At 67.0% G+C, this 18,982-nt stretch carries 16 protein-coding genes; 5 read left to right on the top strand and 11 right to left on the bottom strand.

The genetic code is table 11. The annotated features are described in order from the left end of the window. The first annotated feature begins 331 nt into the window (after positions 1 to 331). A complete protein-coding gene (locus tag AWC17_RS23685) occupies positions 332 to 2,947 on the top strand; it encodes a cation-translocating P-type ATPase (protein WP_046182056.1) in 2,616 nt (871 codons plus the stop codon). Between the two features lie 101 nt (positions 2,948 to 3,048). Here AWC17_RS23685 and AWC17_RS23680 read toward each other — a convergent pair whose 3' ends face one another. From AWC17_RS23680 to AWC17_RS23660, 5 genes are all read right to left on the bottom strand, one after another. Then, on the bottom strand, positions 3,049 to 3,429 hold the full coding sequence (locus tag AWC17_RS23680; RefSeq protein WP_046182077.1) for a hypothetical protein: 381 nt from the start codon (positions 3,427 to 3,429) through the stop codon (positions 3,049 to 3,051). Positions 3,430 to 3,745: 316 nt separating this feature from the next. Continuing rightward, entirely contained in the window at positions 3,746 to 4,168 is a 423-nt protein-coding gene (locus tag AWC17_RS23675; RefSeq protein ID WP_046182057.1) for a DUF732 domain-containing protein, read from the bottom strand. Positions 4,169 to 4,582: 414 nt separating this feature from the next. After that, positions 4,583 to 5,449 (bottom strand): carboxymuconolactone decarboxylase family protein, encoded by an 867-nt coding sequence (locus AWC17_RS23670; protein ID WP_046182058.1) that lies wholly within the window; start codon positions 5,447 to 5,449, stop codon positions 4,583 to 4,585. A 40-nt stretch (positions 5,450 to 5,489) separates the two neighbouring features. After that, positions 5,490 to 6,863: a TldD/PmbA family protein gene (locus AWC17_RS23665; protein ID WP_046182059.1), complete on the bottom strand. Its 1,374-nt coding sequence runs from the start codon at positions 6,861 to 6,863 to the stop codon at positions 5,490 to 5,492. Beyond that, complete coding sequence (locus AWC17_RS23660; RefSeq protein ID WP_046182078.1) at positions 6,860 to 8,377, bottom strand: TldD/PmbA family protein; 1,518 nt, start codon at positions 8,375 to 8,377, stop codon at positions 6,860 to 6,862. Before AWC17_RS23660 ends, AWC17_RS23665 begins: the two co-directional genes overlap by 4 nt. A gap of 74 nt (positions 8,378 to 8,451) precedes the next feature. On the opposite strand from AWC17_RS23660, the gene AWC17_RS23655 reads away from it, so the two are divergent. The 3 genes from AWC17_RS23655 to AWC17_RS23645 are packed head-to-tail and all read left to right on the top strand — an operon-like array spanning position 8,452 to position 11,495. After that, positions 8,452 to 9,321: a carbohydrate ABC transporter permease gene (locus tag AWC17_RS23655; RefSeq protein WP_141224742.1), complete on the top strand. Its 870-nt coding sequence runs from the start codon at positions 8,452 to 8,454 to the stop codon at positions 9,319 to 9,321. Continuing rightward, complete coding sequence (locus AWC17_RS23650) at positions 9,308 to 10,123, top strand: carbohydrate ABC transporter permease (RefSeq protein ID WP_046182061.1); 816 nt, start codon at positions 9,308 to 9,310, stop codon at positions 10,121 to 10,123. The genes AWC17_RS23655 and AWC17_RS23650 overlap by 14 nt, the downstream gene beginning before the upstream one ends. 34 nt (positions 10,124 to 10,157) lie before the next feature. Further along, a complete protein-coding gene (locus tag AWC17_RS23645; RefSeq protein ID WP_046182062.1) occupies positions 10,158 to 11,495 on the top strand; it encodes an ABC transporter substrate-binding protein in 1,338 nt (445 codons plus the stop codon). On the opposite strand, the gene AWC17_RS23640 is transcribed toward AWC17_RS23645, so the two are convergent. Genes AWC17_RS23640 through ddaH form a run of 4 tightly spaced genes read right to left on the bottom strand, consistent with a single transcriptional unit; the run spans position 11,492 to position 15,928 of the window. Then, the gene (locus AWC17_RS23640) at positions 11,492 to 12,370 is read right to left on the bottom strand and encodes a universal stress protein (RefSeq protein WP_046182063.1); all 879 of its coding nucleotides are present in this window, start codon (positions 12,368 to 12,370) and stop codon (positions 11,492 to 11,494) included. The genes AWC17_RS23645 and AWC17_RS23640 overlap by 4 nt on opposite strands. Next, a complete protein-coding gene (locus tag AWC17_RS23635; protein ID WP_046182064.1) occupies positions 12,367 to 13,812 on the bottom strand; it encodes an amino acid permease in 1,446 nt (481 codons plus the stop codon). The genes AWC17_RS23640 and AWC17_RS23635 overlap by 4 nt, the downstream gene beginning before the upstream one ends. A gap of 26 nt (positions 13,813 to 13,838) precedes the next feature. Beyond that, entirely contained in the window at positions 13,839 to 15,074 is a 1,236-nt protein-coding gene (gene rocD / locus AWC17_RS23630) for an ornithine--oxo-acid transaminase (RefSeq protein ID WP_046182065.1), read from the bottom strand. After that, positions 15,071 to 15,928, bottom strand: coding sequence for a dimethylargininase (gene ddaH / locus AWC17_RS23625; RefSeq protein ID WP_046182066.1), 858 nt, complete (start codon positions 15,926 to 15,928; stop codon positions 15,071 to 15,073). The genes rocD and ddaH overlap by 4 nt, the downstream gene beginning before the upstream one ends. 123 nt (positions 15,929 to 16,051) lie before the next feature. Between ddaH and AWC17_RS23620 the strand changes: the two genes are divergently transcribed. Beyond that, positions 16,052 to 16,498, top strand: coding sequence for an Rv2324 family transcriptional regulator (locus AWC17_RS23620; protein WP_046182067.1), 447 nt, complete (start codon positions 16,052 to 16,054; stop codon positions 16,496 to 16,498). A 120-nt stretch (positions 16,499 to 16,618) separates the two neighbouring features. Here the strand turns inward: AWC17_RS23620 and AWC17_RS23615 are convergent, their stop codons facing one another. After that, positions 16,619 to 18,430 (bottom strand): sulfatase-like hydrolase/transferase, encoded by a 1,812-nt coding sequence (locus AWC17_RS23615; protein ID WP_141224741.1) that lies wholly within the window; start codon positions 18,428 to 18,430, stop codon positions 16,619 to 16,621. Further along, positions 18,423 to 18,884, bottom strand: a complete 462-nt coding sequence (locus tag AWC17_RS23610; RefSeq protein WP_046182069.1) for an SRPBCC family protein — start codon at positions 18,882 to 18,884, stop codon at positions 18,423 to 18,425. The genes AWC17_RS23615 and AWC17_RS23610 overlap by 8 nt, the downstream gene beginning before the upstream one ends. Between the last annotated feature and the right edge of the window lie 98 nt (positions 18,885 to 18,982).

The raw sequence follows: 18,982 nt of genomic DNA, 5'->3' as shown, positions 1-18,982 counted from the left end.
TGCTCCTTCCATCAGACTTGCCGGTCTTCGAGGGAACCTACGTCCGGATTCTTTTACACCGCGGCAGGGACACGACCAACCGAGCCATGTAGTAGGTCGACCGGTACTCGGTGTCCAGCGTCCGCAAGCTCGTGTAGTCAAGCCAGCCGAACATCGCATCTCAGAAAGAGATTTACGCGTCATAGTGCCGACGTCTCGATGTTCGGCCATTTGGCCGCACCGGTTATAGCATTTCGTCGGTTGCCGGCAACGGATCGTGAGGGGCCTTTATCAGAGCGCTTGCCATCGCCGCCGAGAGATCACGCGTCGCGGCTCAGCGGAGAGGATAGCCATGCCCGATGTCATGACGCGCGGCCTGACGACGGCCGAGGCAACCGAGCGGCGCGCGCAGGGCGGTGCCAACAAGCTCCCGGCGGCGAGGCGGCCGTCGATCGCCCGCCGGCTGCTCGGGGAGCTGACGCACTTTTTCGCCCTGCTGCTCTGGGGGGCCGCGGTGCTCGCCTTCCTGGCGAAGCTGCCACAACTCAGCGTCGCCATCATCGCGGTAATCGTGCTGAACGGGGTTTTCTCCTTGATCCAACAAGCGCGGGCAGACCGCGCCGCCGACCGGCTCCAAGAGATGCTGCCGACGCGCGTCACGGTCTTGCGTGACGGCAGTCGGCGGGTAATCGAGGCCGAGGACGTGGTCGTCGACGACGTGCTGCTACTCGAAAGCGGCGACCGCGTTCCCGCCGACGCCGTGGTGCTCAGCCAGAACCGGTTGCTCGTCGACTCCTCCATGCTCACCGGCGAGAGCGAGGCCGGCGCAGTTGCAGCAGGCGAACCGCTGTTCGCGGGCACTTTCGTCGTGGAAGGAGATTCGCGTGCCCTGGTCACCGCGATCGGCCAGCAGACCCGCCTGGCCGGCATCACCCGGCTGACAACCTCGACCAGGAAACCGGACACCCCACTGACCCGCGGTTTGCGCGGTGTCGTCCGCCTCATCGCAGCGATAGCGATCGGTGTGGGTGTGCTGTTCCTGCTCGTCTCTGTGCTCGTGGGCAACCCGATCCAGCAGGCCTTCGTGTTCGCGATCGGGGTCACGGTCGCCCTGGTCCCGGAGGCGCTGCTGCCCACCGTGACGCTGTCCCTCGCCTGGGGCTCGGAGCAGATGGCGAAGCGGCAGATCCTGGTCCGCAACCTCGAGGCCGTCGAGACGCTCGGCTCCACGACGTTCATCTGCACCGACAAGACGGGAACCCTCACTCGCAACCAGATGACGGTGGTCGAAGCCTGGACGCCCGCCGGCTCGTTGACCATCGACGGCGCCGGCTACGGACCCACAGCGCAGCTCACGTGGTCCTCACCGATCGCAGAGGAGTCCGTTCGCCGGCTCGCCCTGGCCGGGGAACGCTGCTCCACCGGATACGCCGAAGAAGTCGACGGGCAGTGGCGGGCCCACGGCGACCCCATGGAGGCTGCCCTCGACGCCCTCGCCCGGCGCGTTGGCATCGACACCGTCGAGGACCGCCGTACCGGTTCCGCCGAGCTGCGGTTCCCCTTCGATCCCCGGCTGCGCCGCATGGCCGTGGTGCTGGCCGATGAGATCGTGGTGAAGGGGGCGCCAGACGCGGTGCTTCCGCTCTGCGGTGACGACCCGGCGGCGCACCAGGCCGTGGACGCCCTCACCGCCCGGGGGCTGCGAGTGCTCGCGATCGCCGCGAGCCCGAGGAACGGCCGTACGCCCCGGGACCAGCACGAGTGCGAGCGCGGGTTGCGCCTGCTCGGCCTGGTGGCGCTCGAGGATCCGCCACGCGAAGACATCTCCAGATCGCTCGACGCCTGCCGCAAGGCGGGGGTGAAGGTGGCGATGGTGACCGGTGATCATCCGGCCACCGCCAGGGCCATTGCCAACGAGGTGCGGCTACGGTCCGCTACCTCACCGGTGCTGTTGGGCGCGGATTTACCGGAGGACGAGCAGCACCTCGCCGCTGTGCTCGACCACGACGGGGTGGTAATTGCTCGGGTCTCTCCCGAAGACAAACTCCGCATCGCCCGTGCGCTTCGCTCACGGGGCCACGTGGTGGCGATGACCGGCGACGGGGTCAACGACGCGCCGGCGCTGCATGAGTCCGACATCGGTGTCGCGATGGGCCGCTCCGGCACCGACGTCGCCCGTGAAGCGGCCGACCTCGTGCTACTCGACGATTCTTTCGCCGGCATCGTTGCCGGGATCGAGCAGGGGCGCGCGACTTTCGTCAACATCCGCCGGTTCCTGACCTACCACCTGACCGACAACGTCGCCGAGCTCGCACCTTTCCTCGTCTGGGCGCTATCGGGCGGCCTGTTCCCTCTCGCGCTCGGTGTCCTGCAGATCATCGCGCTCGACATCGGCACCGACACCCTGTCCGCGGTGGCACTCGGCGCCGAGCCGCCCGCGAAGCACCTACTCGAGGGACCTCCGGTTCACGGTCGTCTGATGAACCGCACCGTGCTGCGCCGGGCCTTCGGCGTGCTGGGGCCACTCGAAGCAGTCCTCTCGCTCACCGCCTTCGTGCTGTCCCTGATGGCGCTCGGCTGGCGTCCCGCAAACCCGTTCCCGACCGGGCACGATCTGGCAATGGCATCCGGCGCGGCTTTCATCACGGTCGTCTTCGCTCAAACGGCGAATGTCTTCGCGTGCCGGTCCTCCTCGCGCTGGCCGGGAGCGCTGGGGTGGGTCACCAACCGGCTCCTGGTGCCGGCGGCGTTCATCGGGCTGGCCTTTTCCCTCGCCGAACTGTGGGTGCCACCCATTGCACGGTTGCTCGGTCAGTGGAATCCGCCCCTGTGGGGCTGGGTCGTCGCCCTGGCCGCGATGCCGATCCTGTTCGGCGTCGACGCCCTGGACAAGTACCGGCGGACGCACCGCCGGCGGCGGCGAGCCTCCTCAGAAGCTCACCCCGGGAGGGGTTCGGGCGCGACTTGATCCCTGATCTTCGTGCAGCAGTTCCAGTGTCTTGGCAATTAATGAAAGCAGCCAAAGCCCCTACGGCCGTTCAACATTCCTTGCGCGCAGCGCCCGTAAAGTCACGCCGCCGCAGGTGGCTGCTGCGCTGCTTGATTCTTGAGCTTGGGGATCAAGTCCGGCGCGTATACATAGATCGCCGACTCAACCTCCCACTCGGCCTGGGCTTGGGACATCGGCGTCGTGCGAGTCACCATGTTCACCAGCTCCTGGGCCTCTCCAAAAGGATTGGGGTTGGCCCGTACCTGGTCGGCGAACCACCGGCCCTCGGCGGCTTCATGGCAATCGTTGAAATCGGCGTTGTGAACCATCTTGTTCTGCGCCAGAAGCTTGATGTACTGATCGTCGGCAGGAGTCAAATTGCACCCCGCCGACGCGCGCGGCGCCGACAGCACAGCACCACCGAACATCGCGGCTCCCAGCACAACGCCGGCGGCCCCCACCGCCAGCACTTGCCCGCGCGATCGTGTAACCGTCACTTCTCCAGACCCCCTCATCGTGGAATTTGCTACTTTCCCTTTTCGCGCTGAACATCGGGTACCACCAACGGCGAGCGCGGCAAACGACGCGCTATTCAAACAATGAATGAACAGCGGTTAGCCAAAACCTAAGTGCGAGCTCATGATTCGAACGACAGATGGCACTCAAGACGATCAACGGACAGGCAATCACGCGCTTCGCGTCGGTCGCCGACACCCAGCGGTGCCGGTGTCTTACTTCTGGGTTAGCTGGTACAGCTAACCGGTAAAAGCCGACTCGCTACTCGGCCGGCCAGGATGCGTGCGCGGCTTGATCCTTGATCTTGGGGATCATGTCTGGCGCGTAAACGTAGATCGCCGACTCAACCTCCCACTCGGCCTGGGCTTGGGACATCGGCGTGGTGTTGGTGATCATGTTGACCAGCTCCTGGGCCTCTCCAAACGGATTGGGGTGGTTCCGTACCTGGTCGGCGAACCACCGCCCCTCGGCGGCCTCGTGACAATCGCTGAAATCGGCGTTGTGCACCATCTTGTTCTGCGCGAGCAGCTTGATGTACTGATCGTCGGCGGGAGTCAAATTGCAGGACGCCGAGGCTTGCGGCGCCGACAGCACCGCGCCGCCGAGCATCGAGGCCCCCAGCGCAACGCCGGCAGCCCAGGCCGATGCCACTCGCATGCGCGAGCGTGAACGGGTGGTTGTCATCTCCGGACCTCCCTCTGCGCGGGAACGGTGTTGCTCTCCGACGCAATCCAAGCTGTGGTGTGGCGACAGCTAGCCGAGACAGGATTGGGGCCACGGCCAACAGTCGCGCGGTCGATGGTCGTCAACTCAGGCGGCGCTGCCAGCTGAAACCACCGGCACATATGAGTTCACATATGAGTTTCGGTGTCGGGACATAAATTTAGCCAGTACCAGCGGCCTGAGCGGAGAATTTTTGTTTGCGTGACCGTGTACGGACGGTTAACATTTCGTACTTCGTTCCGGGCCAGCAGCCGCTGCAAATCGCTGCCAGCCGGGCATGGGGCCCACCCTCCCCTGGCCCGACGTTTGCCTTGACCAGCGGCTAAGCGGCCCCCACCGGGCGGTCAGCGGCCACTTCGGCCGCACGCGCAATGGTCAGTTGAAGACGGTCTTTCCGTCGGCTCCGAGCAGATATCGCTCGGTACCCTGCTCGACCCGGGGGGCGTCGGCGCCCAAAGCGACGGCAACCTTGTTGCTTGCATTCCGCATGATGTCAAAGGTGAGCTCGACGGCCTCGGCATCGGAGAACCGGGAGCGCACCTCGGCGGCATCGTCGGCGGCGAGGTGCGCAGGGGTCCAAATTAACGCATCGGCGTAGCGCAGCGCCGCTTTAACGCGGTCATCGAGCAATCTCGACGACTCGAAGTGATCGATCTCGTCGTACAGCGTCTCCGAACCACCGGCATCGAGCGCGGTGCCCTCGCGCAGCGACTTGCACAACCGGCAATTGTGCTGAGCCGCTCCGCGCAGCCGGACCAGCTCGGAGGTGACCGGGTCGAGCGCGCGCATCCTGGCCACCGCGGGCAAGAAGTCGTTGAACACCGGACCCGACGGCTCGGTGGTGGTATCCCACTCGATCGGGACGTCGACCCAGCCCAAGTACTGCGAGCCGACGCCGAGCGCTTCCAGCCCGGCCCGCACCCGCGGAACGAAGTCGGCGATATACATCAGAACCACCACGCCAAAGGCGCTATCCCCCAGGTGCTTAATCAGCCGGGACCGCTGCTGGCCGGTGATCGCGGAGACGTTGGCGCTGAATTGTTCGGCGAACTCGGCGACAACCGATTCTGCCTCCGATTCGGGCGCGCCGACCTCGACCGGACTGGGCAGCGGTGGCAGCGACAGCGTCTGGGCACACACCCGCCGAACCAGGGCCGCAATGCGAGCCTTCGCCGGGGAGCCCGGAGACAGGGCCACCAACCGCGTCAGCTGATCTTCTCGAACCGAGACCGGAGCCACCATCCGTCACACGCTAGAACGCGGTCGGCCCAGCGGCAATCGCCTATTGCGCCTGGCTCACCGACGACATATAGAAGTCCGGAATCCGCAGCGACGGCATTGCCGCCCGGGTGGCCCAATCCGCCCACTCGCGGGGCAGGGTCTTCTCGCTCACCCCGGCCTCGGTGGCCCGCCGCAGCAGGTCCAGCGGACTCTCGTTGAACCGGAAGTTGTTGACCGCGGCGGTCACCTCGCCGTCTTCGATGAGGTAGACGCCGTCACGGGTCAGCCCGGTGAGCAACAGTGTGGTCGGATCGACCTCGCGGATGTACCACAGCGTGGTCAGCAGCAGGCCGCGTTCCGTGGCCGCGATCATGTCGGCAAGCTCGGCCGACCCGCCGGTCATCACCAGGTTGTCGGCGGCGACCGCGACCTCGGCATTGAATTTGGCGGCCGTCGCGCGCGGATAGGCCAGCGCGTTGATCACCCCGTTGCGGATCCAGTCCACCTGGCCGATCTCCATGCCGTTGTCGAACACCGACACCGTTTCCGACGAGCTGCTCACCGCGACGAACGGTGTGCACGCCAGGCCCGGCGCCATCGGATCGGAGAACAGCGTCAGCGGCAACTCGGTGAGCCGCTCCCCCACCCGCGTCCCGCCGCCGGGCGCCGAGAACGCGGTACGGCCCTCACGCGCGCCGCGGCCGGCCATCGACCACGCCATATAAAGCATCATGTCGGCCACCGTGGACGGCGGCATGATCGTCTCGTACCGACCCGCGGGCAGCTCCACGCTGCGCTCGGCCCAGCCGAGGCGCATCGACAGCTCCTCGAGCAGCGAATCCATTGGCACATCGACGAAGTCGGGCGTGCCGATACCCGCCCAGGCGCTTGCGTCGCCGCGTTTGCCGTTGATCTCCACCGCCCCGGCGGGCTGGGTGTAGCGTCGGCGCACTCCCGTCGACGACGCCAGGAACGTCGTCGAAACGCTATGGTGCGCAAATCCGTACAGCCGATCGGTGCCGCGAAAGCCGCGGCTCAAGGAGTCGGCGACATCGGCGAACACCAAGGGCCCGGTGCCGGGCACCGGCGCATCCCAGTCAACGGGCACCCCGGTATCGGTCAGCAGTGGCGCGGCGTCACCGGCCTCGGGCGCCGAGCGGGCGGCCTCCTGGGAGGCCGCCACCAGCCCGGGGATCACCCGCGGGTCCACCTCGGCGGAGACCATCGTGCCGATGCGCGCGCCGGACCCTTGGCGGACAACGGAGATCACCGTGATGCTGCGGTTCACCGAAACCCCGTTGGTGGTCATCGAATTGCCCGCCCAGCGCAACGTCGCCTCGACCTTGTCGGTGACGAGCACCATGGTCTCGCTGGCGCCGCCGAGCTTGGCGGCCTCCTGCAGAACGAGGTTGACGACGTGCTGCGCGGTGATCATCGGCCGCCCTCGCTCCGGGTGTTGAGCACGTTGACGCCGCGGAACAACGCCGAAGGGCAGCCATGGCTGACCGGGGCGACCTGGCCGGGCTGGGCCTTGCCACAGTTGAATGCGCCGCCCAACCGCCAGGTCGACGGACCGCCGACGGCTTCCATGGAGTTCCAGAAATCGGTGGTGGTGGCCTGGTAGGCGACATCTCGCAACTGGCCGTCCAGTCGACCGTCGCGGATGCGGAAGAACCGTTGACCGGTGAACTGAAAGTTGTAGCGCTGCATGTCGATTGACCACGACTTGTCACCGATGATGTAGATGCCGTCCTCGACGCGGCCGATCAGGTCGGCGGTGCTGACGTCCTCGCGCGCGGGCTGCAGCGACACGTTGGCCATCCGCTGAATCGGCACATGATGCGGCGAGTCGGCATACGAGCACCCGTTGGACCGCGGCTGCCCGAGCCGGGGAGCGAAGACCCGGTCGAGCTGATAGCCGACGAACAATCCGTCGCGCACCAGATCCCAGCTTTGCGCCGCCACTCCCTCGTCGTCGTAACCGATGGTGGCCAACCCGTGTTGGACGGTGCGGTCGGCGGTCACGTTCATCACCGGGGAGCCGTACCGCATGGTGCCGAGTTTGTCGGGCGTGGCGAACGACGTTCCGGCGTACGCGGCCTCGTAGCCGATGGCACGGTCGTATTCGGTTGCGTGCCCAATGGATTCGTGGATCGTCAGCCACAAATTGGTGGGGTCGATCACCAGGTCTGTGCGTCCCGCGGTCACGCTGGGGGCCTTGACCTTTTCGGCGAGCAGCGACGGCAGTTGCGCCAGCTCGTCGGTCCAGTTCCACACCTCGTCGCCGGCCAGCACTTCCCAGCCACGCCCGGTCGGCGGGGCCAGCGTGCGCATTGAGTCGAAGCTGCCCGCCTCGGCGTCGACGGTCACCGCCTCCAGCGACGGCTGCACCCGCACCCGCTGCTGGGTGATCGACGACCCGAAGGTGTCGGCGTAGAACGTCTGCTCCTTGACGGCGGTGAGCACGGCCGACACGTGGTCGACGCCGTCGGCACTGAGCAGCCGACCGGAGTACTCCTCCAACACGCCGATCTTGTCGGCCGCCGGGATGCTGAACGGGTCGATCTGGTAATCGGAAACCCAGGTGGCATCGGCGTACACCGGCTCGGGCGCCAACTCGACACGCTCGCTGTTCAGCATCGCCAGGGTGGTGGCCACCTGCACGGCGCGACGCGCGGTCTCGGCCGCGACCGACGGCGCCAGCTCCGCGTGCGAGGCGAATCCCCACGTGCCATCGACGATCACCCGCACCGCCAACCCGACCTCGCGATTGACGACCGCCGTCTCCAATTCGCCGTCGCGAAGCTGGATGATCTCGGTCATGATGCGATGAACCCGCAGGTCGGCGTAGCTGGCGCCGGCCGCGGTGGCCGACGAAAGCGCGGCTTCGGCCAACGCGTGGCGCGGCAGGCTCAGGAAGTCGGCATCGATCCCCCGGTTCGGTGTCACGGATCCACCGTAACGGCCGTTCACCCCAAACCCAGGCCCCGCCCGCTTTAATTACCTCCATGGCCAGCGGCGTCCTGCGGACACAGCCTCGCTCCACCGCGTTGGGATATGGCTTGCTGGCGCCCAGCTTGTTCGGCGTCGTCGCCTTCTTGCTGCTGCCCATCCTCGTGGTGATCTGGCTGAGCCTCTACCGATGGGACCTGCTGGGCCCGCTGCGCTACGCGGGCCTGGCCAACTGGCGGTCGGTGCTGACCGATCGCAACTTCGCCAACTCGCTGATGGTCACGGCCCTCTTCGTGGCGATCGTGGTCCCGGCACAGACGGTGCTGGGCCTGCTGGCCGCGTCGATGTTGGCCCGCCAGCTTCCCGGCACCGGCCTGTTCCGCACCCTGTACGTGCTGCCGTGGATCTGCGCACCGCTGGCGATCGCGGTGCTGTGGCGCTGGATTCTGGCCCCCACCGACGGCGCCGTGAGCACGCTGCTGGGACACAGCATCGAATGGCTGTCGGACCCCAGCTTTGCGTTGCCGCTCGTCTCGGCCGTCGTCGTGTGGACCAACGTCGGATATGTCTCGCTGTCGTTCCTGGCGGGCCTGCTGGCGATCCCCGACGACATTCACGCCGCCGCGCGCACCGATGGCGCCAATGCGTGGCAACGGTTTTGGCGCATCACCCTGCCCATGCTGCGGCCGACCACGTTCTTCGTACTCGTGACCGGGATCGTGAGCACGGCACAGGTTTTCGACATGGTCTACGCGCTGACGGGCGGCGGACCGGCAGGTAGCACCGACCTGGTGGCGCACCGCATCTACGCCGAGGCGTTCGGCTCAGCGGCCATCGGGCGCGCGTCGGTGATGGCTGTGGTGCTGTTCGTCATCCTCATCGGCGTCACGATGGTGCAGCATCTGTATTTCCGGCGGCGGATCAGCTATGACCTCACCTAGTCGCCTCGTCGTCTACGGCGGACTCATCGTCGGTGCGCTGATCACGTTGGTGCCGTTCGCACTTGGCCTGCTGACCTCGTTCACCTCGGCCCACCAATTCGCCATGGGTACGCCCCTGCAGTTGCCGCGGCCGTTCACCCTCGCCAATTACGCCGACCTCGGCGGAGCCGGATTCGGCCGCGCGGCGGCCGTGACCGCCTTGATGACGGCGGTGATCCTGGTGGGCCAGTTGACTTTTTCGGTGTTGGCCGGATACGCGTTCGCGCGGTTGGATTTTCCCGGTCGCGACGCGCTGTTCTGGGTGTACATCGCGACGTTGATGGTGCCGGGGACGGTGACGGTGGTGCCGTTGTATCTCATGATGGCCCAGCTCGGCCTGCGGAACACGTTCTGGGCGTTGGTGCTGCCATTCATGTTCGGCTCGCCGTACGCGATCTTCCTGCTGCGTGAGCACTTTCGCATCATCCCGAACGACTTGATCAACGCCGCCCACCTGGACGGGGCCAACACGTTGGACGTGATCGTGCACGTGGTGATTCCGTCCAGCCGGCCGGTGCTGGCGGCGTTGACGCTGATCACGGTGGTCTCGCAGTGGAACAACTTCATGTGGCCGTTGGTGATCACCAGTGGGCACAAGTGGCGGGTGCTCACGGTGGCGACGGCCGATTTGCAGTCGCGGTTCAACTCCCAGTGGACGCTGGTCATGGCAGCGACGACCGTCGCGATCGTCCCGCTGATCGCGCTTTTCGTGGTCTTCCAGCGGCACATCGTCGCTTCGATCGTCGTCTCGGGGCTCAAGTGAGCCGTTCGCGCACCGAAATTGCCGGACGCACACCATGATCCGGCCGCGCTTTTCGACGCTGATGGCAGGGGCGCTCGCGCTGGTCGCGGTGCTGTTGGGTGCGACCGCGGTGCTGCTCGACTACTCCGGACAGCCCCCCGGCGGCAAGGTCGTGGTGACGGTGCGGGTCTGGGCCGAACAGATCGCCGCGGCCTATCGACAGTCGTTCGAGGCATTCAACCGCGCGCATCCCGATATTGCGGTGCACACCAGCGTGGTTGCGTATTCGACGTACTTCGACACGCTGCGTACCGATATCGCCGGTGGTAGCGCCGACGACATCTTCTGGCTCTCCAACGCCTACCTGGCCGCCTACGCCGACAGCGGCCGGCTGATGAACATCGGCGCGGCCCTCAAACCGGGCGCCGCCTCGGCGTGGGACTCGGCGGTCGTCGACCAGTTCACCCGCGGGGGCGCGCTGTGGGGGGTGCCGCAGCTGACCGACGCGGGGATCGCGCTGTATTACAACGCGGACCTGCTCGCCGCGGCCGGCGTCGACCCTGCCCAGCTGAACGGTTTACGGTGGAGCGCCGACGGCGGTGACACGCTGCGCCCCATGCTCGCCCGCCTCACCGTGGATGCCGACGGACGTCCCGGAACCGCGGCGGGTTTCGACGCTGGACGGGTCCGGCAGTGGGGCTACAACGCCGCCAACGACCCGCAGGGAATCTACCTCAACTACATCGGCTCGGCCGGCGGTGTTTTCCAGCGGGGCGACAAGTTCGCGTTCGACAATCCCGGGGCGGTGCAAGCCTTCCGCTATCTGGTCGGCCTGATCAACGACGACCACGTCGCGCCGCCCGCCTCGGACACCAACGACAACGGCGACTTCTCCCGCAACCAGTTCCTGGCCGGCAGGATGGCGCTCTTCCAGTCCGGCACCTACAACCTGGCGCCGGTGGCCCGCGATGCCCGCTTCCGCTGGGGCGTGGCGATGATGCCGGTGGGCCCGGTCGGCCGGGTGAGCGTCACCAATGGCATTGCGGCGGCTGGCAATACCGCGACGAAGCATCCCGACGCGGTGCGCCAGGTCCTGGCCTGGATGGGCAGCACGGAGGGCAACGAGTTTCTGGGTCGCGAGGGTGCGGCCATCCCGGCGGTCCTGTCGGCTCAGCCGGTTTACTTCAATTACTGGTCCGCCAGGGGCGTCGACGTAACACCGTTCTTCGCCGTGCTCAACGGACCCCGCATCGCGGCGCCCGGCGGCGCCGGCTTTGCGGCCGGCAACGACGCCCTGCGGCCATACTTCGATGAAATGTTCTTGGGACGTGGCGATGTCGCGGCGGCCCTGACACGGGCGCAGGCGGCCGCCAACGCCGCGGCGCAGCGTTAGCCGGGCAGCACCAGCACCGGCACCGGGCTCTCCCGGATGATCTTGGCGCTGCGGGAACCGAGGAAGACCCGCCGGATGTCGCCCCGCGGCCGGGTGCCCAAAGCCAGGATCTCGCCGTCCTGCCAATCCGCCTTTGCCAGCGCCTCTTGCCAACTGCGGCCCGTAACCACCTGCAGCGCAACGTCTTCGCTCACTATCCCGTCCGTCTTCAGTTCCTCGAGGACGTCTCGCACTTGGGATGCCCACGCCTGAAGAACCTGATCCTCGACCTCGAGTCCGACTTCCGGCGGATACATCGTCTTGCCGCGGACCGCGAAGGTGATCACCCGCATCGGCACACCGAATCGCTGACCGAACTCGAAGCAGCGTTTCACCACGTCGATCGCGTCGGGGGTGGCCGAGTAGGCACAGGTGAGCCGGGTCAACTTGCCTTGGTGCGCACGGTATTCACGAGGGCTGATGGCCACCGGCACGGGCGACGCGTGCAGCAGCCACTCGGCGGTGGAGCCGATCAGCACTTGGCCGCGCCCGCCGCTGGGCAACGAGCCCAGCACCAGCACGTCGGCGTCCACCTCGTGGATGACTTCGAGCAGTCCCCCCGACACCGATCCGTGCGCGCGGTGCAGGTAAGCGACCTCGATCCCGTCGGCAACCGTGTCCAGGAAGCGGCCGGCCTCCTTAGCCGACTCCGCGGCCAGGGTGTCGGCCCACACCTCGTACTCGGCGTCGACGCGGGCGAGCGACGGTGTCAGCCACGGTTTGGGCACGATGGTCGCCACGGTGAGCGAGGTGCCGCGGGTCCGCGCGATGCGCACGCCCAGGTGCAGTCCCGAGAGCCCGACCTTGCCGGCCCGGTAACCGACGACGACGGTCACAGCGCGCCCCGCTTAACCGTTTCGCTGTTGAGCGCGCTGTGATGGCGGCCCCACACGAAGTAGAAGACTAACGCGAGCGCGACCCAGCCGCTGAATGCAATCCAGGTGTACCAATGCAAGCTGGCGAGGATATATCCGCACGCCAGCACCGAGAGAACGGGGGTTACGGGATAACCGGGGACCTTGAAGCCCCGTGGCAGGTCGGGCTCGCGCACTCGCAAGATGATCACTCCGGCGGATACGACGATGAACGCGGTGAGCGTCCCGATGGACACCATGTCCGCCAGCTTTTCCAGCGGGATGAAGGCGGCCAGCGCCGAGGCCGCGATGGCCACGATCACCGTGTTGCCCACCGGCGTCATGGTGCGCGTGTTCACCCGCGCGAACCGCGACGGCAGCAGCCCGTCGCGGCCCATCGCGAAGAGGATGCGCGTCTGCCCGTACATGCTGACCAGGGTGACGGAGAAGATCGAGATGACCGCTCCCGCTGCCAGAATCGTGCTGGCCCAGCTGCCGCGCGTGACGTTGTCGAGGATGGTGGCCAGCCCGGCCTCCTGCTGCCCGGCGAAGTCCTGCCACGGCTGGGTTCCCAGCGCGGCGAGCGCGACGAACACGTACACGCTGGTCACGGTCACCAACGCGGCAATCAGCGCGCGCGGCATGGTCTTCTGCGGGTCTTGGACTTCGTCGCCCGCCGTCGACACGGCATCAAGGCCGATGTACGAGAAGAAGATGGTGCCGGCGGCCGAACCGATGCCCGCGACGCCGAACGGCGCGAAGTCGTGGAGATGGTTCGCGTCGAAGGCGGTGAACGCGACGATCACGAAGATGACCAGCACACCCAGCTTGACGAGAACCATGATCGTGTTCACCCTCGCCGATTCGCTGGCGCCGCGGATGAGCAGCAGCGCGCACATCCCGATCAAGACGATCGCCGGCAGGTTCACCCAGCCGGGCCGCGCATCCCACGGCGCGGCCGACAAGGCGTGGGGCAACTGGAAACCGAAGACATTGCTGAGCAGCTTGTTGAGGTAGCCACTCCAGTTGACCGCGACCGCGGCGGTCGACACCCCGTATTCCAGCAGCAGGCAGGCCGCCACCCCCATCGCGACGACCTCGCCCAGGGTGGTGTACGCGTAGGAGTAGGACGATCCGGAAACCGGCACGGCGGAAGCCAATTCGGCGTAGCAGATGGCCGCGAGCCCAGCCGCGAGCCCGGCGATGAGAAACGACACGATTACTCCGGGGCCGGCTTCCGGCACGGCCTGAGACATGACGAAGAAGATGCCCGTCCCGACCGTCGAGCCAACCCCGAACATGGTCAGCTGGAAAGTGCCGATGCTCCGCTCGAGGTGGTCCGCGGCCCCGTTCGCGACGACCGTGCCGGCAACCGGGCGGCGCCGCAGCATCTGCTCTTTCAGACCGATCGACGTGGCTGGCAATTGCCCCTCCTTGCTCGATCAGCTGATTATGGGCCAGCCTCCCGCAACGCCATAGCGAACTGCTCAACCGCCCAGTCGATCTCCTGCTCGCTGATCACCAGGGGTGGCGCAAACCGCAGCGTCGACCCGTGGGTGTCCTTGACCAGCACGCCGCGATCGGCCAGCCGAAGGCTCATCCGCTTGCCCGTCCCGAGCGCCGGGTCGATGTCCACGCCAGCCCACAGTCCCAGGCCGCGCACCGCCAGCACGCCGTGGCCCACCAGTCCACGCAGGCGCGCGTGTAGCCGCGCGCCCAGTTCCGCCGAGCGGGCCTGAAAGTCTCCGCGGCGCAGCATGGAAACCACGGTGGTGCCGATCGCGGCCGCCAAGGGGTTACCGCCGAAGGTGGAGCCGTGTTCGCCGGGATGCAGCACGCCCAGGACCTCTCTGTCGGCGACAACCGCCGACAGGGGAACCACGCCGCCGCCCAGCGCCTTGCCGAGCAGGTAGACATCCGGCACCACGCCCCAGCGGTCGCAGGCGAAGGTGTGGCCCGTGCGCGCCAGGCCGGACTGGATCTCGTCGGCGATCATCAGCACGTTGCGTTCGCTGCACAGCGCGCGGACGCTCGGCAGGTAGTCGTCGGGCGGAACGACGATGCCCGCCTCGCCCTGGATCGGCTCGAGCAGCACCGCGACGGTGTCGTCGTCGATCGCGCGGGCCAGCGCGGCGGCATCGCCGAAGGGCACCGAGCGGAATCCCGGCGTGAACGGTCCGAATCCGTCCCGCGCCGTCGAATCTGAGGAGAAGCTGACGATGCTGATCGTGCGGCCGTGAAAGTTGTTGTCCGCCACGATGATGTTCGCTCGACCGTTGGGAACGCCCTTGACCTCGGTACCCCACTTGCGGGCGACTTTCAGGCCGCTCTCCACGGCTTCCGCGCCCGAGTTCATCGGCAGCACCAGGTCTTTGCCGCACAGCTGGGCAAGGGCGGCGCAGAACGGACCGAGCGTGTCGGAATGGAACGCGCGGCTCACCAACGTGACGGTGTCAAGCTGGGCGTGGGCCGTCGCGGTGATCTCGGGATGGCGATGGCCGAAGTTGACCGCCGAGTAGGCGGACAGACAATCCAGGTAGCGCCGGCCCTCCGCATCGGTGATCCAGGCGCCCTCGGCGCTGGCCGCCACCACGGGAAGCGGCGAATAGTTGTGCGCCGCATAGCGTTCGACCAGCTCGATCGCGGCCACGGTCCGGTCCGACGGGCGGGCGTCGAGGATCGTCATGGAAACACCTCCAATGTGCAGCACTTGACCGAACCGCCGCCCTTGAGCAGTTCGGAGAGATCGACACCGACTGGCTCGAAGCCGGCGGCACGCAGTTGCGCAGCGAAACCCGTTGCGGCGGAGGGAAGGACAACGTGCAGGCCGTCGGACACGACATTGAGGCCGAGCACGAACGCGTCCGCGCTCCCCACTACGATCGCATCGGGAAACAGCGCCTGCAGTTGGTCCTGAGCGGCGGGACTGAACGCCGGCGGGTGGAACGCGATCGTGTGGTCATCGAGCACGGCCAGCGCGGTGTCGAGGTGGTAGAAGCGCGGATCCACCAACTCGAGCGAGACGACCGGCACCCGCAGCGCCGCGGAGATTTCCGCGTGCGCACGCCGGTCGGTGCGAAAGCCGTAGCCCGCCAACACCGTTTCCCCGACCATCAGCAAGTCGCCCTGCCCCTCGTTGATATGACGGGTGGACACCGGCCGGTACCCGAGCGACGACATCCATTCGGTGTAGGCCCGCGATTCGCCGGCTCGTTCGGCGAATCGAAATTTTGCGACGATCGCGACGTCGCGCGCGATGAATCCGCCGTTGGCGGCGTACACCATGTCCGGCAGCCCGGGCACGGGCTCGATCACCTCCACCTGGTGACCCAGCCGTAGGTAGGCCGCGCGCAGGGTCTCCCATTGCGTCTGCGCGAGACCGACGTCGACGGCCGTGGCGATGTCCATCCACGGGTTGATCGCGTACTCGACCGCGAAGAACGCCGGCGGCGTCAACGCGTACCGGCGGGCACGGGGCGTGCGGGGGCGCCCGGCAGGGAGCGAGGCGGGCCCGGGCACCGCGAGGTATTGGTCCGTCATAAATCAACGGTATTTGCAGCTCGTAGGACAATCAAACGCTACTTATTGCGTGTCTATTCGTTGTTTATTGCGCTAGGATGCCTTCAGCATCGATTTATTGCGTCCGATCGAAAAAGGAGGGTGATGGAGCGCCTCGATGAGATCGACGCCCGCATCCTCACCGAACTGACCGAGCATGCGAGGGCCACGTTCGCCGAAATCGGCGAGAAGGTGAATCTGTCTGCGCCGGCAGTCAAGCGCCGCGTCGACCGGATGCTCGACAGTGGCGTCATCAAAGGCTTCACCACGGTCGTCGACCGCAATGCGCTCGGCTGGAATACCGAGGCCTACGTGCAGGTGTTCTGCCATGGCACGATCGCGCCAGACCGGTTGCGGGCGGCCTGGGTGGACATGCCGGAGGTGGTCAGCGCCGCGACGGTGACCGGCACGTCGGACGCGATCCTGCACGTGCTGGCTCGCGACATGCGTCACCTGGAGGCCGCCCTCGAACGCATCCGGTCGAGCGCGGACATCGAGCGCAGCGAAAGCATCGTGGTGTTGTCGAACCTCATCGACCGGATGCGAACCTGAGCCCAGGGCTGGCATCACGCTCCCTACCAAAAGGCCACTTTCAAATTTGCTATCACATGAGATATCACATTCGCGGATCATGTAATGCCCGCAAGATGGGGCTCGTGCGGCGCACGTGATTCAGCGACCGAATGCGGCCGCAACGAGGCGCTTCAGCCTCGACCGCCGTGCCGCTGGCGGTCGGCGAGATGCGTAGGGCCATGGTCGATTTCGCTCGGGCACCGAGTCGGCCCGCGCGTGTTTGAGCTGCGTCCGCAGGTGCTGACGCAGGGCGTGCAGTTCCGGGTCGGCCCAACGGTTGATCGCTTCGATCGGATCGGCGGTGAGGTCGTAGAGCTCCCACTGATCGTCGAGCGGTGAGGTCCGGTACGCCTCTCCCCCAAGCCCATTGGCCGCCAAGTGCCTCACCCCCGGTTCGGTCCACGTACTCGGGTCATCGAAGGTACGCACCAGCTTCCATAGATGGCCCGCGCCGCCGGTCGCCGTCGCCTCGTCGACGCCGACGACCAGCCCCTCGAAGTTGGAGGCGGTGTGGGCCGGGACCCGGATGCGCAGCGGCGCAGGCGGATTGACAGTGCGCTTCAGTTGGCGCGCCAATCCCGAGGCGCCGCTGTCCCCTTCGAGCATGTTGTCGCGGGTCATCAGGTAGACGGGGCGGGTCTCGTCGGCGGGGGCACCGTCCACGATGGGCATGAGGTTGCGGCCCGGCAGCTGGTGCACTTCCGAGAATGACTGGGCCAGCGTGGCTCCCACGTCCGCGACGTCGACGCCTGCCGCGGCCAGCAGCGTCGGGACCAGATCGACATGTGAGGTTGGCGCCGTGATTTGCCGTGGCCGCGTCGAGTGCTCGCCGACGCGCGCGATGACGAAGGGAACGCGGGTGGCCTCGTCGTAGAGGTTGAACCATTTCTGGTGCAGGCCCCCGTGGGCGCCCAGCAGGTCGCCGTGATCGGCCGTGCGCACCAACACCGCGTTGCCCGAACCGCCTTCGGTGACGGCACGCCGGACGCGGTCGATCGGTCCGTCCACCTCTGCATGCAGCCGGTAGTACAGGTCGCGGTACCGCTGCGCGTTGCGCTCGTAGGTTCGGTCGATGGCGGCCGCGGGGCCGTAGCCGGAGTAGTAGGCCTCGCGAAAGGCGATCTGCGCCGCCGGTTTCGTGGACAGGTCTTCGTCCGCGGTGGGCGCGGCGGGCACCGCGGGCGGATCAAGCGGCGACGGCTTGACCGGGCTCCGCCGCGACCAGGTCGGGAAGAGCACGATGTCGTGCGGATTGACGAAGCTGGCGACCAGGAGGAACGGACGCAAGGCGGCGGGATCGCCGTCGCGGCGACGGGCGTAGCGGTCGGCGAGCCACGCGACCACCCGGTCGGCGATCAGCGGGTCGCGGTGGACGCCCGCGTCGGCCAGCGCCGCGCCGTGCGGTTCCGGACCGACCCACCCGGAGAAACCGAACGGCCCCAACGGATCTGCCTGCAGGTAGCGCCGCACCGCGGCGTCATCGATGACACCGTTTTTGTCATTGGTGGCCAGTGGTCGACCGGTCGCCGGGTCGGTGAGATCGGCGTGCGAGATGTGCCACTTGCCGTCGTAGTGGGTGTCGTATCCGGCCGCGCGGAACCAGTTGCCCAGTGTGGGTACCTCGCCCCGGCGGAGCCAGCGCATGCGCGAATCGTCGGCGGTCTTGCCGATGCCATCGGTCTGGGTGACGCCGTGCAGGTCGGGGTAATGCCCGGTGAAAATGGTTGGGCGGCTTGGCACGCAGGCCAGCGAGCCGGTGTAGTGCCGCGTGAAACTGACGCCGTGATCGTCGAACCACTTGCGCCCGGTGAGCGTCCGGTCGCGCCAGGCGAGCACGTCGGGAGCCTCGTATGGCGGTATGGCGCGTTCCTCGTCCGTCATGATGACGATGACATCGGGGCGATCAGACACGAGCATGCTCCAATCGATTCGCAAGCCCCGCGAGCATCGTCTCGGACTGTCGCGCGAGAAAGCGGCACAGGACCCGTTCGGCCAGCTTTTGCGTTGCGTGAGGCCCGATTTCGACGGTGCTGGTGAGGGTCACCAACGTCGCGGGAGCGGACGCGCCGGCGGCCGGTTGTAGCGTCCAGCGGTTGGACACCCTGCGCAGGCGGGCGGGCAGACCTTCGATGTCGTAGCCGAGGGCGCGGGGTGGGTCGAACTCGGTGACGCGCTCGACGAGAGCGTCGCGCTTGACCTGCACTCGCCGGGCGGTGCCGACAGCGGCTCCGTCAGGTCCAGAAAACAAGATGCACGAGTGGTCGACGTTGTCGGCCCACGAGCTGATCGACCCGAAGTCCGCGAGTGTTTCCCAGATGTCACCGATGCGAGCCGCAATCGTGCGAGTCCGGTGAATGTCGGCCACCCGCTCACGCTACGCGAGGGACTAGGCCGTGTCTGTTAATTGTGGACGCGGTGGTAGGTGATGATGGCGGCCAGGGTGACGCCGCCGAGGTAGGTCAG

Source organism: Mycobacterium nebraskense, from assembly GCF_002102255.1.
Classification (GTDB): Bacteria; Actinomycetota; Actinomycetes; order Mycobacteriales; family Mycobacteriaceae; genus Mycobacterium; species Mycobacterium nebraskense.
This window is presented reverse-complemented; position numbering and strand designations above follow the sequence as displayed.